At 61.6% G+C, this 25141-nt stretch carries 24 protein-coding genes and 1 pseudogene; 8 read left to right on the top strand and 17 right to left on the bottom strand.

Annotation, left to right across the window (positions count from 1 at the left end; translation table 11 throughout):
• Positions 1 to 92: 92 nt before the first annotated feature.
• The 10 genes from ACQ4W7_RS27565 to ACQ4W7_RS27520 all read right to left on the bottom strand — a co-directional run bounded on the left by ACQ4W7_RS27565 (position 93) and on the right by ACQ4W7_RS27520 (position 9375).
• On the bottom strand, positions 93 to 467 hold the full coding sequence (locus tag ACQ4W7_RS27565; RefSeq protein ID WP_436534863.1) for a DUF8785 domain-containing protein: 375 nt from the start codon (positions 465 to 467) through the stop codon (positions 93 to 95).
• Positions 468 to 491: 24 nt separating this feature from the next.
• Complete coding sequence (locus ACQ4W7_RS27560) at positions 492 to 1730, bottom strand: TerD family protein (RefSeq protein WP_436534861.1); 1239 nt, start codon at positions 1728 to 1730, stop codon at positions 492 to 494.
• Positions 1727 to 2722 (bottom strand): HpcH/HpaI aldolase/citrate lyase family protein, encoded by a 996-nt coding sequence (locus ACQ4W7_RS27555; protein ID WP_426074811.1) that lies wholly within the window; start codon positions 2720 to 2722, stop codon positions 1727 to 1729. The genes ACQ4W7_RS27560 and ACQ4W7_RS27555 overlap by 4 nt, the downstream gene beginning before the upstream one ends.
• On the bottom strand, positions 2715 to 3821 hold the full coding sequence (locus tag ACQ4W7_RS27550; RefSeq protein WP_436534859.1) for a cysteine protease StiP family protein: 1107 nt from the start codon (positions 3819 to 3821) through the stop codon (positions 2715 to 2717). Before ACQ4W7_RS27550 ends, ACQ4W7_RS27555 begins: the two co-directional genes overlap by 8 nt.
• The gene (locus ACQ4W7_RS27545) at positions 3818 to 4570 is read right to left on the bottom strand and encodes an HAD family hydrolase (protein ID WP_426074809.1); all 753 of its coding nucleotides are present in this window, start codon (positions 4568 to 4570) and stop codon (positions 3818 to 3820) included. The genes ACQ4W7_RS27550 and ACQ4W7_RS27545 overlap by 4 nt, the downstream gene beginning before the upstream one ends.
• Positions 4548 to 5705 carry a phosphoribosyltransferase domain-containing protein gene (locus ACQ4W7_RS27540; protein ID WP_436534857.1) on the bottom strand — a complete coding sequence of 386 codons (1158 nt, stop codon included), beginning with the start codon at positions 5703 to 5705 and terminating at the stop codon, positions 4548 to 4550. The genes ACQ4W7_RS27545 and ACQ4W7_RS27540 overlap by 23 nt, the downstream gene beginning before the upstream one ends.
• Positions 5702 to 6739 carry an ATP-grasp domain-containing protein gene (locus ACQ4W7_RS27535; protein ID WP_426074807.1) on the bottom strand — a complete coding sequence of 346 codons (1038 nt, stop codon included), beginning with the start codon at positions 6737 to 6739 and terminating at the stop codon, positions 5702 to 5704. Before ACQ4W7_RS27535 ends, ACQ4W7_RS27540 begins: the two co-directional genes overlap by 4 nt.
• 95 nt (positions 6740 to 6834) lie before the next feature.
• Positions 6835 to 7551: a TIGR00266 family protein gene (locus tag ACQ4W7_RS27530; protein ID WP_426074806.1), complete on the bottom strand. Its 717-nt coding sequence runs from the start codon at positions 7549 to 7551 to the stop codon at positions 6835 to 6837.
• Between the two features lie 65 nt (positions 7552 to 7616).
• Entirely contained in the window at positions 7617 to 8192 is a 576-nt protein-coding gene (locus ACQ4W7_RS27525; RefSeq protein ID WP_426074805.1) for a TerD family protein, read from the bottom strand.
• Positions 8193 to 8292: 100 nt separating this feature from the next.
• Positions 8293 to 9375 (bottom strand): DUF475 domain-containing protein, encoded by a 1083-nt coding sequence (locus ACQ4W7_RS27520; protein WP_426074804.1) that lies wholly within the window; start codon positions 9373 to 9375, stop codon positions 8293 to 8295.
• 246 nt (positions 9376 to 9621) lie between these two features.
• Between ACQ4W7_RS27520 and ACQ4W7_RS27515 the strand changes: the two genes are divergently transcribed.
• The 3 genes from ACQ4W7_RS27515 to ACQ4W7_RS27505 all read left to right on the top strand — a co-directional run bounded on the left by ACQ4W7_RS27515 (position 9622) and on the right by ACQ4W7_RS27505 (position 14687).
• Positions 9622 to 10047 carry a divergent PAP2 family protein gene (locus ACQ4W7_RS27515; protein ID WP_426074803.1) on the top strand — a complete coding sequence of 142 codons (426 nt, stop codon included), beginning with the start codon at positions 9622 to 9624 and terminating at the stop codon, positions 10045 to 10047.
• A 239-nt stretch (positions 10048 to 10286) separates the two neighbouring features.
• Positions 10287 to 11462 carry an efflux RND transporter periplasmic adaptor subunit gene (locus ACQ4W7_RS27510; RefSeq protein ID WP_426074802.1) on the top strand — a complete coding sequence of 392 codons (1176 nt, stop codon included), beginning with the start codon at positions 10287 to 10289 and terminating at the stop codon, positions 11460 to 11462.
• Between the two features lie 3 nt (positions 11463 to 11465).
• Positions 11466 to 14687: an efflux RND transporter permease subunit gene (locus tag ACQ4W7_RS27505; RefSeq protein WP_426074801.1), complete on the top strand. Its 3222-nt coding sequence runs from the start codon at positions 11466 to 11468 to the stop codon at positions 14685 to 14687.
• Positions 14688 to 14891: 204 nt separating this feature from the next.
• Here ACQ4W7_RS27505 and ACQ4W7_RS27500 read toward each other — a convergent pair whose 3' ends face one another.
• From ACQ4W7_RS27500 to ACQ4W7_RS27485, 4 genes are all read right to left on the bottom strand, one after another.
• Positions 14892 to 15815: an SAM hydrolase/SAM-dependent halogenase family protein gene (locus ACQ4W7_RS27500; RefSeq protein ID WP_436534853.1), complete on the bottom strand. Its 924-nt coding sequence runs from the start codon at positions 15813 to 15815 to the stop codon at positions 14892 to 14894.
• A 17-nt stretch (positions 15816 to 15832) separates the two neighbouring features.
• Entirely contained in the window at positions 15833 to 18352 is a 2520-nt protein-coding gene (locus ACQ4W7_RS27495; protein ID WP_436534851.1) for a TonB-dependent receptor plug domain-containing protein, read from the bottom strand.
• 75 nt (positions 18353 to 18427) lie between these two features.
• Positions 18428 to 19267 (bottom strand): histidine phosphatase family protein, encoded by an 840-nt coding sequence (locus tag ACQ4W7_RS27490; protein ID WP_436534849.1) that lies wholly within the window; start codon positions 19265 to 19267, stop codon positions 18428 to 18430.
• A gap of 55 nt (positions 19268 to 19322) precedes the next feature.
• Positions 19323 to 20723: an L-cystine transporter gene (locus tag ACQ4W7_RS27485; RefSeq protein ID WP_436534847.1), complete on the bottom strand. Its 1401-nt coding sequence runs from the start codon at positions 20721 to 20723 to the stop codon at positions 19323 to 19325.
• 274 nt (positions 20724 to 20997) lie between these two features.
• Between ACQ4W7_RS27485 and ACQ4W7_RS27480 the strand changes: the two genes are divergently transcribed.
• From ACQ4W7_RS27480 to ACQ4W7_RS27470, 3 genes are all read left to right on the top strand, one after another.
• Positions 20998 to 21375, top strand: a complete 378-nt coding sequence (locus ACQ4W7_RS27480; protein WP_426074796.1) for a nuclear transport factor 2 family protein — start codon at positions 20998 to 21000, stop codon at positions 21373 to 21375.
• A 10-nt stretch (positions 21376 to 21385) separates the two neighbouring features.
• Positions 21386 to 21775 carry a hypothetical protein gene (locus tag ACQ4W7_RS27475; protein ID WP_426074795.1) on the top strand — a complete coding sequence of 130 codons (390 nt, stop codon included), beginning with the start codon at positions 21386 to 21388 and terminating at the stop codon, positions 21773 to 21775.
• 129 nt (positions 21776 to 21904) lie between these two features.
• Positions 21905 to 22366, top strand: a complete 462-nt coding sequence (locus ACQ4W7_RS27470; RefSeq protein WP_426074794.1) for a hypothetical protein — start codon at positions 21905 to 21907, stop codon at positions 22364 to 22366.
• Between the two features lie 36 nt (positions 22367 to 22402).
• Here the strand turns inward: ACQ4W7_RS27470 and ACQ4W7_RS27465 are convergent, their stop codons facing one another.
• Together ACQ4W7_RS27465 and ACQ4W7_RS27460 are read right to left on the bottom strand one after the other, a co-directional pair.
• Positions 22403 to 22996: an IMPACT family protein gene (locus tag ACQ4W7_RS27465; protein ID WP_436534844.1), complete on the bottom strand. Its 594-nt coding sequence runs from the start codon at positions 22994 to 22996 to the stop codon at positions 22403 to 22405.
• Positions 22997 to 23064: 68 nt separating this feature from the next.
• A complete protein-coding gene (locus tag ACQ4W7_RS27460) occupies positions 23065 to 23517 on the bottom strand; it encodes a hypothetical protein (protein ID WP_436534907.1) in 453 nt (150 codons plus the stop codon).
• Between ACQ4W7_RS27460 and ACQ4W7_RS27455 the strand changes: the two genes are divergently transcribed.
• A complete protein-coding gene (locus ACQ4W7_RS27455) occupies positions 23444 to 24205 on the top strand; it encodes an AraC family transcriptional regulator (RefSeq protein WP_436534842.1) in 762 nt (253 codons plus the stop codon). The genes ACQ4W7_RS27460 and ACQ4W7_RS27455 overlap by 74 nt on opposite strands.
• Before the next feature lie 383 nt (positions 24206 to 24588).
• Positions 24589 to 25047 (top strand): hypothetical protein, encoded by a 459-nt coding sequence (locus ACQ4W7_RS27450; protein ID WP_436534840.1) that lies wholly within the window; start codon positions 24589 to 24591, stop codon positions 25045 to 25047.
• Here ACQ4W7_RS27450 and ACQ4W7_RS27445 read toward each other — a convergent pair.
• A pseudogene (locus tag ACQ4W7_RS27445) lies at positions 25020 to 25141 on the bottom strand (IS481 family transposase); the annotation flags it as partial. The gene ACQ4W7_RS27450 and the pseudogene ACQ4W7_RS27445 sit on opposite strands and share 28 nt — an antisense overlap.

The following is a 25141-nucleotide window of genomic DNA, read 5'->3' as shown; positions in this document are numbered from 1 at the left end:
AGTGGATCGGTGGCTGGAGGGGAGGGGAAGCGCCGGCCTGGAAGGGCTGGCCGGCGCGGGACTGCTGGACTTGCGGTCTTATTACTGTCTTATTACTGGCTCAATACGACTTTATCGGCAAAATATTCCGTCTCGCCGAAGCATTGCGTCGGCACGCCCTTGTGCTGGCTGTAGGTGACAAGGATGCGTTTGCCGGCAGCGGCTGACAATTGCTTCGCCACCTCATCGTCGCGCACGCTGAACTGGAATTTTTCAGGGATGGTGCCCGGCAATGCCGTCAGCAGCAATTCGCCCTCCCATGTCTTGCAGATCCAGCCCCGTTTGGAGAACTTCTGCAGGTAGCCCGCCCGTTCGCCTTCCGAGTACGAGAAGCTGAGGGCCATCCAGGTGTAGGCGGCGATCAGCAGGAAGCCGGCCACGAGGAAGATGACGAAGGCGAAGGTGACTTTTTTGGTCGTAGGGGTCATGGTTGGGTTGTCTAGGTAAAAGGATTAGTCCTTGCGGCCGGCTTTCCAGTTCAAGCCGAAATTGTAGCGCTCGTCCATGGCCTGGTGCGCCGTGATTTTACCTTGGCCGCCGAAGTATTCCACCAATTTTGTCACCTGCAGGTTGCCGCCGTGGTTTTCCAGCATGGCGATGGCGCACATGGCGTGCTGGCTGTCGCTGTCGAGGCGTACTTCCACGGTCGGCTGGCCGGGAATCTCGATCGTCACCATGCCATCCGTCGCGGCCCAGTTCGGCACGCCTTCGTAGATGAAAGCGTAGACGAGCACGCGCTTGATCTGGTCGAAATGGGTGCCGTTGATGAAGATGTTTTCGCCGCTGCTGATGCTGCCCGTGCGGTCGTCGCCTTCCAGATGGATGTAGGGTGGACGGTCGTACGCGCCCCAGCTGTTGCCCAGCGCCTGTACGGCGCTTTTGCTGCCATTGCTCATTTCAAACAGGCAGCCGATATCGAGGTCGATGCCGCCCGAACGTCCGGCCGGCTTGTTGAACAGCTTGCCGAGGAAACCCGTGTCCAGCTTCGAAGCGGGTGCCTGGCCTTGCGCCGCGTTCTGGTTCCAGTTCAGGTTGACACGGATGCGGCCATAGCCGCCGCTATCGCGCTTGTCGAGCGAAATCTTGTCGCCGCGCTTTTCCAGGCGGATCTTCGACAGCGAGATTTTATTCGCCGCTGGTGGTGGGGGCGCTACTGGCGTGGACACGGGAGCAGGGGACGAAGAAGCCGCCTCGCTGCCGCCAAAGTGTTTCAGCAGCGCCGCCAGGCCGCCTGCAAAGCCCTGGCCCACGGCGCCGAAGCGCCAGCTGCCGTCGCGGCGATACAGTTCGCCGATGATGACGGCTTTCTCGTCCTGGAAGTCATTACCCGTGAAGGCAAACGTGGCCGCCTGGCCCAGCGCCATGCTGGAGTTGCCCAGCGCGCGCATGCTGCCCTGTTCCGTCGCTGCCGTAAACACCAGCTTGTCGATCGAGGCGGGCAGGCGGGAAAGGTCCAGCTGGAAGGTGGAGCGGGGGCCGTTCAAGTCCACCGTGATGGCGTTGTCCGGCGCGCTTTTCTGGTTGAAGAACACCATGTAGCGGTCGTCCGACAGCTTGCCTGCCGCATCGACGCCGAAGCAGCTGACGTCCACTTCCATCGAGCCGGAAGCGATATCGAGCGTGACTGCAAATGGGCCATTCAAGCCCAGGTCAGCCAGTTTACCTTTTTGTCCGCGTGTGAAATTGGTCATGGTCGTGCAGTCCCTTCGTCGCTGGAGAGTTGAGTATTTAAGGAGTGATGCAAATGGGGGGTGGGCGCCGCAGCGCCGTCGGCCGCATGGCGGATGCCGAACAGGCGCGCCTGTTCGATGATGCGCTGCGCCCAGCTTGAGTGGGTCGCCACTTCGCACATCGATTCCTGCATGCGAAACACGGCCGGGCTGTCCGGGTCGATGATGCGCAGCGCCAGTTCGATGTCCGACTGCGCCACTTGGTAGTGGCGCTCGATCTGCGGCACCTGGTCCGGGTGGATGGCCGTCTTGGCGATCATGCCGTGCGCCATGTCCTGCGCCACTTCGGCGTCCAGCCAGCTGCCCTGGGACAGGTGCTCGAAGACGGGTGCCGTCAGCTGGAAGCCGTGCGGTTTGAAGATGGTGACCAGGCGGCCGATGACCTGCCCCAGCGGCGTCTGGTAAATGGTGCCGCTGGTGGGACGGCGCAGGCCCAATAGGGCCAACAGATCGTTGCCGCCAATGCGCAGGGCCAGGATGCGGCGCCGCACTTCCGGCGCCGACAGCATGAGGCGGAACTGCTTCATTTCCTCGTCGTCGAACACTTCCGCCGTTTCCAGGGTTGGCATCAGCAAATGGTGCGTGTGGCGCACCAGCTCGAAATACGCGGCGAAGTTGTGGCGCGTGGACTTGGGCAGCACGAAGCCGCTCAATTTTTCGGCGCCGGGCATGGCCAGCACGCGCGCCAACACCTCGAGATTGCGCACGCGTACGAAGCGCAAGGTATCCGATTCGTCGCACATGTTTTGCAGCGCCAGCGACAGGTTGAACAACGCGTAGCTGAGATCTCGCTCGGCGATGGCGTCCTCGGTGCACAGGATCACCGAGCGTAAATGGCTGAATTTGTCGCCATTGGCGATCGCCAGCAAGTCCTTGTGCGTGGTCGGCACATACATGGAGGCGCCCAGCGCCGCCTTGTGTTCACTTTGTGGGTGTAGGGAGTTGTTATCCATCGACTGCGCTCCTGATAAGGGCGACCGCCTGGTAGGGCAGCGCCGGTTCTACGGTGACCGGTATGGCTTTTTCCTGTGCCAGAAGCAGCAAATGTGCCACGTCCGGCGCATTTGTGTCGCGCACGATCAGGCGCTCGGGCACGCGGCGCAGCAGTACGCGTGTCGCTTCGCCTATACCTGGCTTGATCAGGTTGATGTCGCTGATGCCGTATTGCTGCTGCGCCTGGGCCATGTAGGCTTGCGAACGGGCCGCCATGGTTGGCGCATCGCTCGCTTCGGCCAGCGGGATGCCGCTGCTGGCGGCAATCGCCATGGCGTCGGCCACCAAGCCATCGGCGAAATCGCGCGACTGGTCGTGCTGCTCGAACTGCGCGTAGTACACGCAGCCATGGAAGTCGTCCGGGCCGATGCTGTCATTGAGCACGGAGCGGCTGACCAGGCCCGAGACGGTGGCATTCAAAATGCTCGACGGGATCAGGTAGTCGCCGGACGAGGCGGCGCAGGCGGCCGTGCCGGCCAGGTCGGACAGCACGAACAGGCCGCCGTCAATCGCCGTGCCCTGCGCCGCATTGAAATCATTGACGGTCTGGCGCAGTTCGCGCGAAATCACGCCCTTGCCCGTCCAGCCATCGATGAAGACGATGGAAGCGTCGCTGTGTCCCTGCGCCAGGATGTGCTTGAGGGCCTGCGCGTCGATGCCGCGGTCGCGGATGATGGAGACCGAATAATGGCAGCATGCGCGCTGGAAGACCTGGCGCAGCAAATGACCGAGGATGACGCCCACGGGCGTGCCCGCGCGCGCCAGCGAGACCAGTGTGATGGGGCCAGTGCGGCGTGCCGCGATCAGGGCCGCCAGGCGTAGGCAGTCGCGCGCCATCTGCAGGCGGTTGGCTGCAAACGCGCTCTGGAACAGGGCCAGGTAGGCGGGTGAGGGCAGGCATTCCGGCGACAGCATTTCGCTGTAGTGGCGCTGGCCCGACTGGATCAAGCGCTCTTTTTCGGTCAGGTCGAGGATGGGTTCGAGCATCATCGGCGTGAGCAGAAACTGCACGTCTTCCTGGCGGTAGCTGCCGCTGAAATGCTGCGTGCCTTCGGTCATAGCGCCGCCACCGTGAGTGCCGCCAGCTGGGTGCCGTTGGGAATGATGGCGTAGTCGCAGGCCGCCATGAAACGCGCGTCCGAACGGCTGTCTCCCATGCCGAAGCTGACGATGGGGCCATGTTCGGCTTCCAGCTCCGCGCGCAGGTAGGCCACGGCGCGCGCCTTGTTCAGGGTCTTCGGCAGCACGGCCAGGTTGTTGCCGTTGCGGTGGATGAAGTAGTCGGCCCCTTCGCTGGCGATCCACTGCTGCAGTACCTGTTCTTCGATGTCGGCCAGGCGTTCGCCGCGTGCTTCATGGTCCTTGACGACGATGTAGAACGGCGTGTTGTAGTCTTCGATCAGGCGCGCGCGCGAGGGCATGCCCGCCTTGATTTGAAAATCGTCGATGATGCGCATGGCGTCCTGCAGGCCGGGCAGCGCCGTCTGCATGTCGTTCTGCATCAGCGCCAGCCAGCCCGCGTCGAGCGCACCGCCCGGCTGCAGCACGATGCCGCCGTAATCGAGCACGCTGTAGCTGGTAAACGGCAGGTCGACGCGGCGGAAGGCGTCGCCATTTCTCGCCGTGGCGGGAATCAGGGTCATGCCGCTTTGCGCAAACTCAAAGAAGGCGCGCTGGCGCGCCGTCGTAAACGAGCAGGCATCACCATTTTTCAGGTACGCGGCTGCTTGCAGGTCGGTCTCGCCCGGGCATTTTTTCGGGGTCTGGAACAGTGTGTCGTCCAGGTCAACAAACAGGAATTTCTTCAATTTTGGTCTCTGACTGAAAGTGGAACAGGCGGCCATTCAATTGGCCGGCGAGTTGCATGAGGGCCGGACTGGCCGGGGTTTCATGGCAGATGAAAACGTGCTGGTACTGGCCAGGTGCCACGTTGTACAGATAATTGGCGATGCCTTCGCCGTAATTGTCGTCGCAGCAGACGATGTGGCCGACGGAACCCCATGACAAAATGGGCGAGCGCGTGGTCGATTGCACCACCACGTTCTTGCCCAGCGCTTCGAGTTCGCGCGCGAGCAAGAACGAGGGGTGCATGAATTCGCCCGTGCCCAGTACCAGCACGGAGTCGCCGGCGCCGATTTCCTGCGCCAGTTGCACTGCCAGGCCTTGCGGCGGCGTGAGGGCGCGTCCCACGCCGATGCGCCCGAAGGCGGCGCTGGCACCCCGTTCTTCATTCGCCTCGAAGCGCTGCGCGCTGGCGGCCACGGGCGCCGGCGCATCGCCGGCCTGGAAGGCGTAGTGGCCGGAGAGCGCCGCGCCTATGCTGGTGGGTAGACCGAAACGCTGCGTCAGGCCCGCGTTGGCGGCCTGGCCCATGAAATTGGTGATCACGCCCAGGTGCAGTTTTTCCAGTTGCGGATAGCGCGCGCGGCACACTTGCACCAGGTTGGCGAAGGTGTTGCCGGTCGACGCTTCATCGTCGATCAGCACCAGGCTGCGGGCTGTGGAAAACAGGGCGCTGGCGGCGACGGACAAATGCAAAAACTGGCGCGGCGCGTGGCTGTGGGATTCCTCGAATTCGAAGAAGGGCACGCTGCCCACGCGGTAGCGCGAGCTGTGCAAAAACAGCGCCTTGCCATTCGGGTTGGCGCGCAGCCAGGCCTCGAACACGCCCTGGCCCAGGCCGACGGCCGTTTCCGCCATGGCGATGAAGACCACGGGGCCGGGCAGGCTGGGTGGAATCTGCGCCGCCAGATCGTTGTGGATGGCTTGCATGGCGCGCGGCGTGACGGGCCAGTGCTTGCCCAGCACCTTCGAGAGGAACAGGAAGCCGCGCTTGGCGTTGGCGCGCGCGGCAAAACCGATCAGCCAGTCGAGCGGAAAGCGCGCCTCGTCCACCTTCAAGGTCAGCTCGCCCGTGGGCATCTGTTTCTTGATGATGTTCATGGCAGCTCCACGGCGTAGGCGGCTTCGCCCACGCGCATGCCTGCACGGATGGTGGGCACTGTGAGTTTGTCGTAGCCCTGGTCGAAACCGGCCAGCGCCAGGTAGGGCAGGTTGGGACCGGCCGCGCATGCCATGCCGATGCCGCCCGACATGCGCGGGTTGATCTCCAGCAAGGCCAGGCCGTTGGCGCCCTCGCGGAACTGGATGTTGAACACGCCGTTCAGGCGGTAGTCGCGCGCCAGTTTTTCGCAGGCTGCCAGCAGGTCGGCGCGCAGTTCGATCAGCTGCCCGCTGCCGCCCACGTGCAGCTTCTTGCGCGGCACGGCGCAAATGAGCTTGCCCTGGTCGGCGACGCAGTCGGCGCTGTATTCGTGGCCATCGAGGTATTCCATCAGCAGCAGGGTCTTGAACGTTTCCATCTGCGCCAGGCCGCTGCGCAGTTCTTGCGCATTGATCTGGTAGGCGGCGCCGGCCAGCAGCAACTGGGCGCTGGTGCGCTCTTCATCGAGCACGGCAAAGCCCAGGCCATACACGGATTCGGCAGGCTTGATGCACAGTTTGCGATGCAGCGGGCGCAGCTCGGCGTAGGCGGCGTCGTATTCTTCGATGGTGGTGACGGCACGGTAGTTGGCCGGACGCGCCATGGGCAAATCGAGGCCGTCGCAGAAGCGCGCCTTGTCGTGCATCAAAGCCAGGGTGTCTTCACTGGCCACGCTCAGCACGCGCGTGCCGAGGGCGGCGAAGCGCGCGCTGGCGCTGCCGATCAGGCCCGCTTCCTTGCCGGGCCAGAAAATCGTGATACCCCGGTCGCGGCAAAATTCCAGGCACCACTCGACGTAATTGAGGCCTGTCAGTCCCGACGGTTCGACCGCATATTCGTGGGCTGACAAAAAGGCCGCCGCATGCGCGTTCGTATTGCTGCACACGATGTGATAGCGGGGCGCACCGCTTGTCGCGGCCATATCGGCCTCGCGGATCAGGCGCATGGCCGTGCCGACCGAGGAAAATGTTTTGTTGAACCAGACTCTTTGCATGTACGGGGACCGGGTGGAAATAGGGGAAGCCGCGCGCAGGTGCGCGCGCGGGCAGTGTAGCCAGAAAAACTTAACCTGGCCTTAGAGAAAGGGGATCAGCCGGCCTTGCCGCTGGCCGTCCATTTCAAAAAGGCGTCGCGGTTGCGCGAGCAGATGAAGACCTTGCCCGAACCGGAAAAGCGCAGCACGATGCCTTCGCCGCTGGTCACGCTGTTGACGATATTGCCTAAGAAACCGCCGATGCCGCCGCCGCTGGCGCCGCCGCCCGTGGTGACGGAAATCTCGTATTTCAGGCTATTGTCCCAGCACACCACGTGGGAATTGTCGATCACGACATCTTTGCCCGGCTCGACGTCGAGCTGGAACATGGAGCCGAAGCCGGACACCACCACTTGTCCCGTGCCGGCCGTCTCCATGACGAAGAAGCCGCCCGACTGGGCGAACAGCGCGTTGCCGATGCTTTGTGTGCGCACTTTCATTTCCGTGCCCGCAGTGGCGGCGACAAAGGCGCCGTCGTTGAGCAGGTACTGGCGCGCGCCCACGTCGACCACTTCGATGGCGCCCGGCAGGGTAGGCGAGAGCAGGCAGTCGCCGTTGCCGCGCACCGCTTCAATATGCTGCTGGAAGAACGATTCGCCATTCGCGAAGCGGCGCATGATGGCGCTGCCCAAGCCGCCCGTCATCTTGCCTTTCAAGTCCAGCGCCGTCTCCATCATCACCATCGCATCGGATTCGCAATAGATGGTTTCGCCCTGCTTCATGCTGACGTGGAGGAATGGATCGACGTCGCCGGTGACACTAAATACTGGCATGATAAATCTCCAAAAAAAAAGCCGCCTGGGTACGTCCAGGCGGCTGTGTTTAGCGCATGAAACGTTTAAGCATTGACACCGAAAGAACGGGCGAGGGGGCCGAGGCCGCCGTTGAAGCCCTGGCCGATCGCCTTGAACTTCCATTCGCCGTTGTAGCGGTAGATTTCGCCAAAGATCATCGCCGTTTCCGTCGAGCTGTCTTCGGACAGGTCGTAGCGGGCGATTTCTTTTTCGCCATCCGCGTTCAGGCAGCGGATGAAGGCTTTCGAGACCATGCCGAAGTTCTGGCGGCGCGCGTCGGCGTCGTGAATGGTGACGGTGACGCTGATGCGATCGATGTCGGCCGGCACGCGCGACAGGTCGATTTCGATGCGTTCATCGTCGCCGTCGCCTTCGCCCGTGGTGTTGTCGCCCGTGTGGACGACGGAACCGTCGGTCGATTTCAGGTTGTTGTAGAAGATAAAGTCAGAGTCGCCACGGACTTTGCCGTCGCTTTTCAGGAGGAAAGCGCTGCCGTCAAGGTCGAAGGTGGCGCCGTCCGTGGAACGAGGATCCCAGCCGAGGCCGACGATGATCTTCTTCAGGTTCGGTGCTTCCTTGCTCAGGTTGACGTTGCCGCCTTTTTGCAAACTGATTGCCATGTGGTGCTCCTTTTCATTAAATAACTCAAACATGCCTTCATGGGATGAGCGCAAGGCGCTCGTGCCATTACCCTCTTAAATGGGGGCGGAACCCCCGATTTCAAGCTTGTGCCGCGTGCCGTTTGCGATAACGCAGCGATGACCACAGCGAGACCAGGATGAAGGCCACACCCGACAGGCCCGTGAACCACTCCGGGATATGGTACTTGACGGACGCCAGCATGATCAAGGCCAGGATGCCGATCGCATAATGGGCGCCATGCTCGAGGTAGACGAATTCGTCCAGGGTGCCCTTGTGCACCAGGAAGACCGTCATCGAGCGCACGAACATGGCGCCGATGGCCAGGCCCAGCATGATGATGACGACGTCATTGGTGATGGCAAAAGCGCCGATCACGCCGTCAAAGCTGAACGAGGCGTCCAGTACTTCCAGGTACAGGAAGCCGCCGATGCTGCCGCGCGCCACCGTTTTCACCAAGTCGCCATTGCCGTTCCTGGCTGGCGCGGCGCCTTCTTCTGCGTCATCCTGCAAATCCGGCTCGCCTTCTTCCAGCAAGCCGCTGATCCAGTTCACGCCGATGTAGACGGCGATGCCGACGACGCCCGAGGCCAGCACGCTGTATTTTTCATCCACTGGCCCCATGGCCACGCAGGCGGCGACGGCGCCCATGGTGATCAGCACGGCCAGGCTTTCGGTGCCCAGCGCGTTGACTTTTTCCTCTGCCCAACCTAACCAATGCAATTCCTTCTCATCGTCAAACAGGAAGTTCAGGAATACCAGCAGCAAAAAGGCGCCGCCGAAGGCCGCCACTTGCGCATGGTTGTCCGTCAGGTGCTTGGCATACACGTCCGGCGTGGTGGTGGCCATGGTCCATACATCGACCAGGCCCAGGCCCGTGGCGACGGAAACGATGACCAGCGGAAACAGTAGCCGCATGCCGAAGACGGCCACGAGGATGCCCACCGTCAAGAATAGTTTTTGCCAGAATTCATTCCAGTGACGCAAGACCGAAGCATTCACCACGGCATTGTCGAACGATAGCGACACTTCCATAATGCCCAGCACGCCTGTGATCCACAGCGCCTGGATCATGCCTGACATGCCGCCATGGCTGTAACCCCACCAGCCTGACACTGCCATCAGGATAAAAGTGACTAAAAAGGAAATTCTGAAATGCCGCATGAGGACCCCGTTGCAAGTGTGAGAGACGTTTGATTATCCGCGCCGCTGTGCGCGCCGCACTCAGTGTTGATATACGTCCATTGTTGTATATGCCATGATTTTATATTAGTTGCCGCCGGGGGCGGCGTTTTATAGGCTGACGACAGACAGTTCTGCTGGCGCGGATGATCTGCGATAATTGCGGCGCGCCCATCTGGCGGCCGCAGTTTCTCGCACACTTTACAGACATATAAGAAGGAATACTCCGTGGATATCGCTTACCTCGTCACGCCCCTGATCACCTGGATCCTGGTCGGACCGATCAAATTCCTGATCAACAGTGTCCGCACGCGGCAATGGGCATTTGGCCTGGTCGGCAATGGCGGCTTTCCCAGCAACCACAGCGCCGTCGTTTCCAGCATGGCAACCCTGATCGCCCTGCGCGAAGGCATCGGCCACCCGGCCTTCGGCGTGGCCGTCACTCTGGCGTTCATCGTCATCATCGACGCCAACAGCCTGCGCCAGCACGTGGGCAAGCAGGCGGCGGCCATCAACCGCCTGGCCGGGGAAGTGGCCAGCGCCGCGCACAAGACCTTGCGCGAGCGCATGGGCCATACCTTGGTGGAAATTGCTGGCGGCCTGTGCACGGGCGTGGCCATCGGTTTCCTGATCAACTACGTCTTTGCCCGCTAAGCGTCCTTTCCCCTGAAACGCAAAACCCCGCCCAAAGCGGGGTTTTGCGTTTCAGGGCGTAAAAACTACGTTTCATCCATTGATTAAAGCATTACAGGAAACCGTCGATTGACATGCCCGGACGCGCTCATGGATACTTTGGCGCTTGTGGTTTTAATAAAAATAAATGCCTGCCATCGCCTGCAGCCCTATCCGGGCCGCCGGGACGGTCGCGGCGCTATCTATCCGGAGAATTATCCATGTTGCGCAAAACCCTGTTTGTTCTGGCAATTGCTTCTGCCCTGGCCGCCTGCGGCAAAGAGTCCAAAGATCCTGGCAAAGGCGCTGGCAAGGGCGCCAAGGAACAGGCGGGCGCCGCCGTCAATTTGCTGGTCTCCCCGGAAGACCTGCTGACCATACAAAGCAATGCGCTGGCGTCGGGGCCCGTCATCACCGGTTCCGTGCAGCCCGAGCGCAACGCGGACTTGCGTGCCGAAGTGTCGGCCGTGGTGATCCAGGTCATGAAGGAAAACGGTGAAGTCGTCAAGCGGGGCGATGTGTTGGTGCGCCTGGATGAAACGTCCATCCGCGACAGCCTCAATTCGGCCGAGGAAGCCAGCCGTGCCGCCAGCCAGGTGCTGGAACAGTCCGAACGCATGTTCCAGCGCATGAAAACCTTGCGCGCCTCGGGCATGACCTCGACGCAGGCGCTGGAAGACGCGGAAATCCGTCGTAACAATGCGCAAAGCGATTTGTCCGCCGCGAAGAGTCGCGCCGCCCAGGCCCGTCAGCAGTTGCAGCGCACCCTCGTGCGCGCGCCGTTCGACGGCATCGTGAGCGAGCGCAAGGTATCGAATGGCGATACGGCGCAAATCGGCAAGGAATTGATCAAGGTCATCGATCCGACCAGCATGCGCCTCGAAGGCCTGGTGTCGGCCGACAAGATCGGCGTCGTCAAGGTGGGCCAGCCCGTGCTGTTCCGCATCAATGGTTATCCAGGCCAGGATTTCTCGGGCAAGGTGCGTCGCGTCGATCCGGCCGCCAACGCCGTCACGCGCCAGGTGGCCGTGCTGGTCGATTTCAATGACAAGGAACAACCGCGCGTGGCCGGCCTGTATGCGGAAGGGCGCATCGAGACGGACAGCATCAGCGCGCTGATGATACCCGACTCGGCCCTGGTGAAGGCGGGCGACGTCATGTACACGTGGAAAGTCAAGGACAAGGCTTTGCATAAAGTCACACTGCGCATCGGCGCGCGCGACGTGCGCACGGGCCAGTGGGAAGTGCAAAGCGGCCTGGCCAGCGGCGATACCGTGCTGCGCACGCCGGGCTCGACCTTCAAGGATGGGCAGAAAGTGGAATTGACGGCGGGCAAGGCCGTGCCAGCGGCCGCCGTGGCCAGCAGCAGCACCGCTGTTGCCGGTAAAGGAAACTAAGCCATGTTCCTTTCCGATTTCAGTATCAAGCGGCCCACCGCCACCATCGTCCTGATCCTGGCCATGATGTGCGTCGGTTTGCTGGCGCTCAAGAAACTGCGCGTCAACCAGAATCCCGACGTTGAAGTGCCCTTCATCGTGGTCAGCATCCCTTACCCTGGCGCATCGCCCGATACGGTCGAGCGCGAAGTAGTGAACCGCCTGGAAAAATCCTTGCAAAGCATTTCCGGCGTGACCGAGGTCAACAGCGACTCGAATGAAGGTTCGGCCAGCATTTTCCTGAAGTTTTCCTTCAATACCAACCTGATCGAGGCGTCCGACAATATCCGCAATGCGATTGCCGCCGTGCGCTACAAGTTGCCGACGGAAATGCGCGAGCCTATCCTGCAACGCATCGACCCGGCTGCCGAACCGATCATGCAACTGGCCCTGTCGTCGAATACGCAAAGCCACGCGGAAATTTCGCGCCTGGCCGAAGACGTGCTGTCGGACCGCTTCCGCACCGTCGATGGCGTGGCGCTGGTCAATGTGGGCGGTTCGCTGAAGCGCGAACTGTCCGTGCTGCTGCGGGCGGAAAAATTGCGTGAATACAATGTGTCCGTTAGCGACGTCGTGACCGCCTTGCGCAACCAGAACACGAATGCGCCCGTGGGCAAGGTGCGCGGCATCCTGGACGAGAAAAGCATCCGCCTGGTGGGCCGCATCGAGTCGCCAAGCGACTTCGAGAAAGTGGTGATCAAGCGCCGCGGCGAGGAAATCGTGCGCCTGGCGCAAGTGGCCACCATTGAAGATGGCTTTGCCGAAGTCAACAGCCTGAGCATGCGCAGCGGCAAGCCCAACGTGGGTATTTCGATCACCCGCGTGCGCGACGCCTCCACCGTCAGCGTGGCCAACAAGATCCGCGACATGGTGGCGGAAATCAACAAGACTTTGCCGAAAGGCACGATCCTGCAAGTGACGCGCGACGGCGGCGAAAACGCCCAGCATAGCCTGAACAATGTGATCGAATCGCTGGTGCTGGGTGCCGTGCTGACGATTTTCGTCGTCTATGCCTTCCTGAACTCGTGGCGTTCGACCTTGATCACGGCGCTGAGCCTGCCCACGTCCGTGATTGCCGCCTTCATTGCCGTGTGGCTGTGCGGCTTTACCCTGAACTTCATGACACTGCTGGGCCTGTCGCTGGCCATCGGCGTGCTGATCGATGATGCCATCGTGGTGCGTGAAAACATCGTGCGCCACATGCAGATGGGCAAGGACCGCCGCACGGCCGCGCTGGAAGGCACGGCCGAGATCGGCATGGCCGTAGCCGCCACGACCTTCTCCATCATCGCCGTCTTCATTCCCGTGGCTTTCATGCCGGGTATTTCCGGCGAATGGTTCCGTCCGTTTGCCTTGACGGTGACGTGCTCGGTGCTGGTCAGTCTGGGCATCTCGTTTACGCTCGACCCTATGCTGTCGGCTTACTGGGGCGACCCGGTCGAGGAACACTCGGCGCCGAAAAAAGGCATTGGCCGCGTGCTGGAAAAATTCAACCACTGGTTTGACCATCAGGCCGACCGCTACAGCCGCGTGATCGCCTGGGCTCTGCATCACCGCCGCTGGATGGCTGTTATCGCCTTCGGCAGCCTGGTGGGCGCCATCGCCCTGCACGCTACGCATGGCGGCACGAGTTTCCTGCCGGCATCCGATTCGGGCAATCTGATGATCAATGTGCGCACGCCATCGTCGAGCAGCATCGAGTATTCGCGTTTGAAACTGGAAGCGGCGGCCGTACTGGCGCGGTCCTTGCCTGAAACCAAGGATACCAACAGCTCCATCAATGCCGGTGGCGGGCGTGTGTATGTCGACATCGGCAAGCGCAACACCCGCAAGCGCTCGGCCAAGGAAATCGCCGTTGAACTGCGCGAGAAAATGTCGCGCCTGGTGGGTGCCGAATACGTGGTACAGGATGACTTGAGCAACGGTTCGCAAAAACCGATCCAGGTGGAATTCACGGGTCCGGATTCGCGTAAACTCATGGCCATCACGAATGCCTACATGGACAAGCTGCGCGCCATTCCCGGTGCCGTCGACGTGGGCCTGTCCGAGCAAGACCCGAAGAACGAGTTGCAGATCGAGCTCAACCGTGGCCTGGCCAATTCGATGGGCATTTCCGTCAATGATGCGGCGCAATCGTTGCGCGTGGCGTTCGCCGGCGTGGAAGTGGGCGACTGGGTCGATCCGACGGGCGAAACGCGCGACGTGGCCGTGCGCCTGCATCCCGATGACCGCGTGGCATCGGAAAACATCGAGCGCCTGCCGATCAGCGTGACGGGCACGTCGCAAATGGTACCGCTCGACCAGATCGCCACCATCACCATGGGCAAGGGACCGTCCGGCATCGAGCACAAGAATGGCAAGCGCACGATCACCGTGTCGGCCAATGCGCAGGGCCGCTCGAATGGCGAAGTGACGAGCGACGCCATGAAACTGGCCAACTCCATCGACTTCCCGCCCGGCTACGGCTTGGCGCTCGGTGGCGCGGGCCAGGACCAGCAAGAGCTGTTCACGGAAATGCTGATCGCACTGGTGATGGGCATCGGTCTGATGTATTTGATCCTGGTGATGCAGTTTGGTTCATTTACCGCGCCGGTGGCCGTGATGATGTCCTTGCCGCTGAGTCTGATCGGCGTGGTGGTGGCGCTGGTGATCACCAACAACACCCTCAACTTGATGAGCTTTATCGGCATCATTATGCTGATGGGCCTGGTCGCCAAGAACGCCATCCTGCTGCTGGACGCGGCGCGCAAGCGCGAAGAAGAGGGGCATGGCCGCGAAGACGCGCTGATGTATGCGGGCCGCATGCGGCTGCGTCCCATCCTGATGACGACGTTTGCGCTGATCGCCGGCATGTTCCCCGTGGCGCTGGGCTTGGGCGAGGGCGGCGAGTTCTACCGTCCATTGGCGATCGCCATCATCGGCGGCACCATCACCTCGACGATCCTGACCCTGCTGGTCGTGCCGACCTTCTATGACAGCATCGAAATCGCCCGCGACGGCGCCGTGGCCAAGTTCCACCGCCGCGCCGCGCGCATGCCCGTGGCCGTGGCCATGATATTGACTTTGCTTGAGTGCGTACTGACCCTGCTGTTGCTGCGCTTCGTCTACCGCATGCTGAAGAAAGCCGTGCTGTTCCTGATGGGACGCCGCACGCCGAAAGCGGCGTCGGTCAGCCTGCAAAAATAGTACCGGGCCAAGGCCAGCTTGCGCTGCGCCGAGGTAGTTCAAGAGCCTTCTGCGGAAGGCTCTTTTTTTGCCTGGACTTAGCCGTACTTAGCTGCTGCGCGGCGGCGGGGGCGTTCCCGCACCGGTGCCCGTACCCGGCGTGGCAGGTGGCGGGGATATGGCCAGGTGGGCCAGGACAGGATGCCCTGGCCGCGTAAGGACAGCTTATTTGGCGGCAGGGACCTTGCTCACTTCCACTTCCCAATCCACGCCCGACTCGATGTGATGCTTGGCAGCAAAGTCACCCTGGCTGATGGCGATAGCCACGTCGAGCAGGCTGTTCAGGTAGACCAGGGGTTTGCCCTTGGCGACGCCGCCAAAGGTGTGCTCGAATGGCGCCGTGACCTTGGCCACTTGCTTGCCCTTGTGCAAAATGCGCACTTGCAACGGGTCGTGCAGTTTTACCTGCAATGCGTCGAGCAGGGATTTCGGGATATTCGTCCACACATTGCCATACTTGACGTCTAGCACGGGCACGATGCCACGAATGGTATTGCCGTCGCGCACCGGTCGTTGATACGCGATCTTGACCACGGATTCGCTCGGCAATTGCGGGCCCACCTGTTCATAGCTGATGGCGCCCGAGGCCAGGCGCGCACCGACATACGCGTACACGTCGCGGCCATGGAAGGTGTACGACTCGGCGGAGCCAGCCAGGCGGTTGACCTTTTCATCGATTTCGCGCAGTTCGGCCACGCCATCGCGCTCGGCGATCAGGGTGAACAGGCCGTTGTCCGGCCCCACGAAGTAGCGTCCACCCTTGGTTTTCAGCACCACCGACTTGCGGTTGGTCCCCACGCCCGGATCGATGACGGAAACAAACACCGTGCCTTGCGGCCAGTAATTGGCCGTCTGGTACAGGCGGTAGGCGCCCAGCCAGATGTCGTAGTCGGGAATCTGGTGCGTCAGGTCCGAGATGGTGAGTGTGGGGTCGACGCCATAGGCGACGCCATGCATGGCGGACACGGCGCCGTCGGCCGTGCCGAAGTCCGTCATCAGTACCAGCGGTGCGGCAGCCTGGGCGCTGGACAGCAGGAGAGCGCTCAGGCAGGCGCCGGCGACGAGGTGAGAGATGCGTTTGATGATCATATGCTCTTTCCGTGACGTTAAAACGTGTAGTTCAGCTTGGCGTAGAAATACGCGCCATTGACGCCGATGGGGTTGATGAAATTGTAGGGCAGGGCGCCGCCATACGTGGCGTTATTTGTCTGGCGTACGCGCTGCGGGTAACGGTCGAGGATATTGTTGCCACCCACGCTAACCGTCAGTTGCTTGCTCAGTTCTAATTGGCCTTCCAGGTCCAGCGACCAGACGGCGCCAAAGCGCTGCGCGGGAATGCCATCGATCAGCGGCGCATCGCTGTCATACGAAAAGTCTTTCAACTCGCCGAAGCGCGTGGCGCGCGCCTGCACGCCCCAGCCGGCCGCTTGCCAGTCGGCACCGAGGATCAATTTGCTGGTGGGTGACGCATGTTTGATGCGGAACAAACTCGTCTCCGTCAGCAAGGTCAGAATTGGATCGATATTGGTCAGCGCAGCGGAACTTTGGCGCACCTTGTCGAGACTGGTCTTGTTCAGGTTCAGTGCCGCGTTCAGGTTCAGCTTGCCTGACGTGAAGGCCAGGTCATGATTCAGTATCACGTCCAGGCCTTTTGTGCGCGTGTCGAGCAGGTTGGCCAGGTAGGCCACGGACTGGATATCGCTGCGGCCATTGGCGGCCAGGTAGGCGGTGACGGCGTCGCTTTGCAAGTCACTCGAGCGCGTGATGCGGTCGCGGATGCGGATCACGTAGGCGTCTACCGTCACGCTGGTGGCGGCGGCCGGTTTCCAGGCCAGGCCCAGCGATACGTTGGTCGACTTTTCCGGCTTCAGCTGTTGCGCGCCGAAGCTGCGCGCCAGCGGGTCGCTGGCCGGCAGCAGGGCCGCCGTTTGCAGGGCCGTGCCATCGGCGTTGAAGTTTAATGTGGCAAAGCGGAAACCCGTCTGCACGAGGGCCGGTGCGCGGAAGCTGTTCGACAGCGAGCCGCGCACGAGGAAATGCTCCGTCACTTTATAGCGCGTGGACAGCTTGCCCGTGCTGGCGCTGCCGAAGTCGCTGTAGTCGGAATAGCGGGCGGCGGCGCCCACCAGCAGGCGCGGCGTGAGGTCGCTTTCCACGTCCGCATACACGGAGCGGATCTGCCGGCTGCCGTCATAAGCGTCCGATGGCCGCAAGCCCGGCCCCGCTTGCGCGCCCGGTGGCGCATCGGTGAAACTGCCGGCCGCATACGAGGCGGCGTCGCCGGCCGAGCTGGTGTAGGTTTCGCCCATCCATTCGGCGCCCACCGCCAGGCTCAAAGGCGCGGGCAAGCCGATGTCGATGCTGCGCGTGGCATCGAGGTTCAAGGCGTTCTGGCGGAAGTCGAAGCCGGCCAGCTTGAAGCGCGTGGGGCTGGCCGCGCCCAGCGAGGCGTTGACGGAGTGGCTCACGCCGTAGTCAAAGCGGTCGCTGCCGTGGCGCGCGCTGGCGTCCCAGTTCCACTCGCCCAAGCTGCCGCGCACACCGGCCACGATGCTGAGGTCGCGCTTGTCGCCGTTGGTGACGGGGCGGTAGCCGTTCGGATACAGGGCCAGTACGTTCGACGGGTCGCCTGGATAGCGGAAGTAGGCACTGCCGTCGGATGTGCGCTCGTTGAGGGTGGCAAACGAATACAGGTCCAGGCCGTTGGCCAGGGTGAGCTGGGTGTTGTAGAACAGGTAGTGGTTGCGCTGGCGCGAGTCACCCGACTTGAATACAACCTTGCCGTCTAGCGCCTGGTCGGCTGGCGTGAAGTTGTAGGAAGTCCAGCCAGCGTCGCTGGGGCCGGCCCGTTCCGTGGGCGAGCGGCGCCGCGTTTCCGCGCCGAAGCGGAAGTAGCCGGCCTCGCCCAGCGGCACGCCATAGTCGGCGTTGACGATGACGGTCTGGCCATCCGTCAGGGTTTGATCTGTCGGGTCGAAATGCGTGTGGTTGGCGCCATAGCTGACGGAAGCGGCGCCGCCCGTGCGGGCTTTTTTCAGCACGATGTTGATGACGCCCGCCACGGCGTCGCTGCCGTATTGGGCGCCCGCGCCGTCGCGCAGGATTTCGATGTGGTCGATGGCGTTCGGGGGAATGGCGTTGATGTCGACCGGCACGGTGCCGGCAAAGCTGCTTTCCGTGTCGAGCACGGCGCTCGTGTGGCGGCGCTTGCCGTTGATCAGCACCAGCACCTGGTCGGGCGCCAGTCCCCGCAACTGGATGCCGCGCACGGAGTCCGACGCGCCGCTCGATTCGATGCGGGGGAAGTTGATCGAGGGCGACAGGTTTTGCAGGGCAGCGCCCACGTCGCCCGTCGACAGCGCATTGCTCACTTCGCGCGTGCCGAAGCGGTCGATGGGCACGCTGCTGTCGAAGACGGTGCGGTTGCGCGCGCGCGAACCGACGATGGTGACCTGGTCGATGCTGGCGGTGGCCGTTTCAGCGCTGGTGCCCGTGCCTGTGCTGGTAGTGGCTTGCACATCTTGTGCCCAGGCGGACGGTGCGCCCAGCATGGCGCAGGCCAGCACGATGGCGCGCAGCGGCGTGGCGGGAGTGGCAGATACAGGATAGAAGTGGCGTGGATGCACGGCGTGGTCCTTTGGGCTCGATTAGTGTTAGTGCGGAAACAGTTGTCATGAGCTTAAGGGAGGCGGTGGTGCGCGCTAACGATTCTTTCTGGATATGCTTATGCTGTTGTTTTTATGCCGCCAGGAGCGCCGCAGGGGAGGCGTGATGTAGGGAATGTGTGATGTCGATAGCGTCCATGCATGCCCCCGTAGCATCAGGATTTCGGCACGGCAGGCATATCGGGCTGGGCCGTGACGGGGGGGCGGCTGCTTCCAGCGGGGCGACGAAGTTGCACAGGTCCAGCTGCAGCTTGCCGTGCCTGCCCAGGGCGGGGTTGAAAGCGTACGGGGTGACGCCGCAGTTGGGCACGTCGGCCGCCTTGTCGATGGACAGGATGGCCTGCTCGTCGCAGCGTTCCAACAGGTAGCGCAAGCAACAGACGATGACCTGGTGGCCCCCGTTCTCCCCCGATATTCGCGGGTGACGGTGTCGAGCACGCTGCGCAGGTGCAGGATGACGTCGCACCAGCTTTCGCCGCCCGGTGGACGTACGTAAAACTTGCCCACATGCTGGCGCTGCTCGTGCAATTCCGGGTATTTGCTGGCGATGCCGTGCGCGGTCAGGCGGTCGAAGATGCCGAACTCCTTTTCACGCAAGCGCTCGTCGGCCACCACGGAGGCCAGGCTGCCCGCATCAATGCGTTCCAGCATGGCTTGCGCCGTCTGCTGCGCCCGCACGTAGGGAGAGTACAGCACGAAGGTCGGTTGTTGTTCAAGGGGAAGGGTGGCGAACCAGTCGCCCAGGGCTTGCGCCTGGCGCGCGCCCAGGCCGGAGAGGGGGACGTCGACATCGCGCTCGGCGATGGCGATCAATGACTGCTTTTCCGCTTCGGCGGCATCGCGCGCCACGTTACCGGTACTTTGGCCGTGACGCACGATCCAGATTTGTTGCGGACCTTTCTGCTCCATCGGCGCGCCGCTCGATGGTTTCTTAGGCGGCGTGTTCCGCTTCGTCCAGGTCGGGCGCGTCGTCGCTGTTGTAGACGGCCAGGTCGGTTTGCCCCATGACACGGCTGGTGACGGTGCCGGCCGTGATCGAGCCGCTCACGTTCAGGGCCGTGCGGCCCATGTCGATCAGTGGTTCGACGGAGATCAGCAAGCCGGCCAGGGCGACGGGCAAGTCCATGGCCGACAGCACGATCAGGGCGGCAAACGTGGCGCCGCCGCCCACGCCGGCCACGCCGACGGAACCGATGGTGATGATGGCCAGCAAGGGCAGCAGGAAGCTGATCGTGAATGGATCGACGCCGACGGTGGGGGCGATCATCACGGCTAACATGGCCGGATAGATGCCGGCGCAGCCGTTCTGGCCGATCGTCGAACCGAACGAGGCGGCGAAGTTGGCGATGCCTTCCGGCGTGCCCAGGCGTTGGGTTTGCGTCTGCACGCTCATCGGGATCGAACCGGCGCTGGTGCGCGAGGTGAAGGCGAAAGCCAGCACGGGGAAGACTTTTTTCACGAAGCGCAACGGATTCAGGCCGACGCCGGCGATGATGGCCAGGTGCACCAGGAACATCAGTATCAGCGCGCTGTACGAGGCGACGACGAAGTTAATCAATTTCAAGATGTCCGCGTAGCTCGATGAGGCCACCACTGCAAACATCAACGCGAACACGCCGTACGGCGTCAGGCGCAGCACCAGGGTGACCATGCGCATGACGATGGCGTGCGCCACTTTCATGAAGCTTTCGAAGGACGCGAAGATTTCCGGCTTTTTCGCGGCGATGCCCGTGGCCGAGATGCCGATGAAGATGGAGAACACCACCACGGCGATGGTCGAGGTCTTGCGCGCGCCCGTCATGTCGAGGAAGGGGTTGGTCGGCACGAAGCTGACCAGCAGTTTCGGCAAGGACAGGGCCTTCGCCGTTTCCAACGAACCTTGCAACTGCACGCCGCGCGCCACTTCGGCGGCGCTCGACGTCAGGCCCACGGCCGTCAGGCCGAACAGCTTGGCCATCAAAATGCCCAGCGCGGCGGCGATCATGGTGGTGATGAGCAGGGTGCCGATGGTCAGCGCGCTGATCTTGCCCAGGGAACTGGCGTCCTTGAGTTTCAGGATGGCGGAAATGATGGAGACCATGATCAGCGGCATGATGATCATTTGCAGCAGCTTCACATAGCCGCTGCCGACGATGTCGATGTATTCATTGGTGCCCGCGATGATGGGCGAGCCGGCGCCATACAACGCTTGCGCCGCCGCACCCAGCAGCACGCCCAGGCCCAGGCCCGTGAAGACGCGTACGGTAAACGTCGCGTGTTTGCGTTGCTGGTGGAACATGAAAGCGAAGACGAGCAACGCCACGAGCAGGTTCAGAATGATGTTAATTGCCATGAAGGGGCCTTATCTTGGTTTTATTCGAGACTGCACGCAGCACATAAAACTGTACTACAACTGACAGCTGCCCCAGCCCGGGGCGAAAGGGCAAGTACTGTACAGTACTATGGGGGCGTTTTGCGCAATACCGCTGCGAATATTACGCTATATAAATATGCTTCACAGGCATAAGCGCAGGTATAGGTCTGCCGGATGATTGTGAAAAAGAAAATTTCATGCCAGCATTGCACGTTTGTTCGCTAATCTGGTGCACTATTTTTTAAGGAAAAAGATGAATGCTTTAACGGAAGCTCAAGTACTCGATGCGGAAGAGCGCTTGCGCCTGGCCATGATGGCCTCCGATGTGGCCGCGCTGAATGCCTTGCTGGCCGATGACTTGCTGTTTACCAATCACCTGGGTCATCTGTTGAGCAAGCATGCGGATCTGGCAGCGCACGAGCAGCGCTTGCTGACCATCACCGATCTGCGCGCGTCCGAGCGCCATGTGCGCATCAACGGCAACGTGGCCGTGGTCTCCGTGCGCATGCAACTGACGGGCAGTTATCACGACGTGGAAACGCATGGCGACTTCCGTTTTACGCGCGTCTGGGCGCACAATGCGGCCGGCGCGCTGCAAGTGATCGCCGCCCATTCCGGCGTCGTGGCATAGGGGTGAGGTAGTGGATCATCGTTCCAAAGGGCAGCTGTTTGAAGCTGTCATCGCCGCCGGCCCGGCCACCCTGGCCATTATGGCCGGCTATCCCGTGCTGTTGTATAACCTGGTGCGCACCTGGGCCGATGCCCCCGGCGCCAATGCCCTGGCGACCTTGCTGCTGACGGGCGGCCTGTGGGCCTTGCTGGAATTCTGGCGCATCGCCCTGGCGACGGTGGCGCGCAAGGCGTATGCCTTCAACTGGCGCTTCTGGCTGGCCATCGCCGGTTTTCTCGCCTGCTTCGTGCGCTTCGTGCCGGACATGCCGGCCGGACTGATGCTGGTATTGATGGTGCTGCCTGCGCTGGCGTGGATACATTTCATCTTGCTGCAGATCAAGCGCCCGCGCGGCGCCTGAGTTTCGCACAAGCATTGCAAGCCGTGGCAAGATCGTCATGCCACGGCCCCTGGACATCGATATAATCATTCCCGCATGCATGGTAAACGGCATGCCTGGCGTAACTTCTCTTATTTTGAAAGAATTTCGATGAAAGCTCTCTTTTTGCTCCTGTTCATATCGGGCGCGGCCCTGGCCGATGATGCTGCCATGTTGCAATGCCGTTCGCTGGCCGATATCGCCAGCCGCGTGAAATGCTATGACGCCATCCCATTGGGCGCCGCCGCGCCCGTCGCCCCCGTTACTGCGGTGCCGACCGCGCAGCAGCGCGAGCAAAGCTTTGGCATGGAAACGGTCAAGGCGCCCAAGGCAGCCGAGCCGGAAGAAAACAAGTCGATCAGCAGCAGCATCGCCGGCAAGTTCGATGGCTGGAGCGGCAACGAACTGATCAAATTGAGCAATGGCCAGGTCTGGCGCATCGTCGATGGCAGCTCCGCCGTGCTGGCGCCGCAGAACGATCCCAAGGTAACGGTCGAACGCAATTTCATCGGCACCTTCTTCCTGAAGATCGAAGGCACGAACAACTCGCCCAAGGTGCGCCGCGTGCAATAAGCTGCGCCAGTCCCAGTCCCAGTCCCAGTCCCAGTCTCAGTCCTCGGCGTCAAGCCAGACGATGCGGCCATTTCCCGCCTCATGCAGATGCGCCAGCAGGGCGGTGGCCGCCGTTTCAGGCAGGCTGAAGTCGAACAGCACATCGTCGCCATGCGCCACGTTCAGCAAGGTGGCGCCGGCGCCATCGAGTTCGCGGCGCAGCATGCCTTCCATCGCATACGGCACCGTGCAGCGCAGGGCTCGCTGGCGCACGATGGCCGTCTTTTCCGCCTGCAGCAGCGCTTGCGCCACGCTGTCCGTGTAGGCGCGCACCAGGCCGCCCGCGCCCAGCTTGATCCCGCCAAAGTAACGCACCACGGTCGCCAGCACGCCTTCCAGGTCCTGGTGGCGCAGCACGTCGAGCATGGGCCGCCCGGCCGTGCCGCTCGGTTCGCCATCATCGACGGCCGCCGACTGCCCGCCCGCCAGCAGGGCCCAGCACACATGACAGGCGCCCGGATGCTGCGCCTTCAAGTCATTGACCACCTGCTGCGCGCTGGCGCGGTCCGTCATCGGCTGCACACAACCGATGAAACGGCTTTTCTTAATGATCAGTTCGCTGTGGACGGCGGTGGCAATGGTAAACGGCATGGCGGGTGCGAGGGCGGGCAAAGCAGCATGATAGAGGAAATGCGTGCCAGGCACGAATCAGCCCCTGCTCACGCGGCGGACGCGGACACCAGTTCGCGCAGCGCCGCGTCGCGCACCTGCAGTATGTCGAACAGTCCCAGCGCGTGCAGGGCAGGCAGGGCGTCGAGGATGTCATGCTCGGCGATGGCCCGCCCCGCGCTGCTGCCCGTGTCGTCTAGCCATAGCCTCGCATTTGCGAGGAAGGCCCCCACCGTGCCCTTGCGTACGGTGACGCCATTGAACTGGCCCTGGTTTTTGTTGATCGGGTAATACGTCTTCTGCGCGCATGGTGGAGTCCTGAACGATGGAAAGACTACACTGTATGATGGTGGGATTGTCTTGCCTGCGTTGTTTATGTCATTCGATACGTCAAATCCGCCAATCTTGTCGCCGTCGCCGTTGCGTGCCGTGCGCATTGCCCAGCCGCAGGAACGGGTGACGGCCGCGCACAGCCATGCCAGCGGCCAGCTTTTCGGTGCCATGCGGGGCTTGCTCTCTGTTGCCGCCGACAGCGGGCAGTGGGTGGTGCCGGCCAGCCATTGCGTGTGGATGCCGCCCCATCACGTCCATGCGCTGCGTTCGCATGGTCCGTTTGCGGGCTGGAGCGTGTATGTGGACGAGGCCAGTTGCGGTAGCTTGCCCGCCGCGCCTTGCGTCATGCGCGTCTCGGGCTTGCTGCGCGAGGCGGTGCGCCGCGCCAGCACCTGGGACGATGGCGCGCTCGATGCGCTAGACGTGCGGCAGGCCCGGGTGGCAGGCGTGATCCTCGACGAGATCGCCGCCGCGCCCCACGAGCCCTTCGGCCTGCCCTTGCCGACGGACCCGCGCCTGCTGCGCGTGGCGCGCGCTGTGCTCGATGACCTGGCCGACGAGCGCGGCGTGGAAGCGCTGGCCGCCTGGGCCGGTGTGTCGCCGCGCACCCTGGCGCGCCGTTTCACGAGCGAGACCGGCTTTACGCCCTCGGCCTGGCGCCAGCGCGCGCGCATCCTGCGCGCCCTGGAACTATTGGCCGCCAGCCAGCCAGCCAGCCAGCCCGTCACGACAATTGCCTTGGACCTGGGCTACGACAACGTCAGCGCCTTCATCGCCATGTTCAAGCGGGTGATGGGGGTGACGCCGGGCAGGTATGGGGGTGGGGGCGGCAGTCAATCGAGCAATATCGGTGCTTGATAAAGCGCACCTTGCTGTTGATAGAGGCGGCCAAGGCTGAAATCGTGTGCGAATGGCGGACTTGATCCCTATCCCTCGTCCTTCCTGATTTTGTGCTGTTCCGATGTTTACGTTTGACGGCTTGTCTTTTGATCGTTTGAGAGAGGGTAAGTCTCAATCCAGGTTTGTTTTTTATTTGGTTAATTCATATTTTTTTTTGGAAAATTATCGTATTTAATTGAGCTCAGTGAAGTATTTTCCTGCGGCGATAGGATAGTGAGTGTGTGGAAGCTATCAAGTGATGTTGTATTTTTAAAAAATGGTAGTGTTGAAATAATAATTGATAGTGTGTTTTATTTTAGTTAGAATATATTTATTAATATAAATATAAGGAAATGTATACTATGAATTTCTTGAGAGTTGCGGCGATTTTTTTGGCACTGACATACGCTTCTGCCAATGCTCAAACAATTGTCACATATGATATAAAAAATGGGCATGTAAAGAATGCAGGGAACTGGAATAATAATTACGATGGAACGCTAACGCGAGTTCATCCCACATTGGATTGGATTTATGATTACAGTGGCGGTAAAGGATCGTTGAATGATGGAATAGTTCCGAGCGGCGTTGAGAGTACCCAGTTCATCTATTCCCCTGAAAAACCGATAATTACTTTGCACTTGTCGGGTCAGAGTATTATTCATGAGATGAATTTTTATAGTATGTTGCACGCAGGAAATGTCTCTGCTGGAAATTTGTCGGGCGCAAAGATCAGCTTTGGCGATCAGTCGCTATACTTGAATGCGACTAACTGGGGACCAAAATGCAGCAGTTACCTGTCAAGACCCGTCTGGTTATAAACACGCTTAACAAATAAATCCGGCTTCTTTGCCTGCCATTCTTTGAGCGCCTGGATGGGAGTTTGATGATTTAAGGCGCGCTGCGGAATGTTGT

The sequence above is a fragment of the Janthinobacterium algoris genome (assembly GCF_051380935.1).
Classification (GTDB): Bacteria; Pseudomonadota; Gammaproteobacteria; order Burkholderiales; family Burkholderiaceae_D; genus Janthinobacterium.
This window is presented reverse-complemented; position numbering and strand designations above follow the sequence as displayed.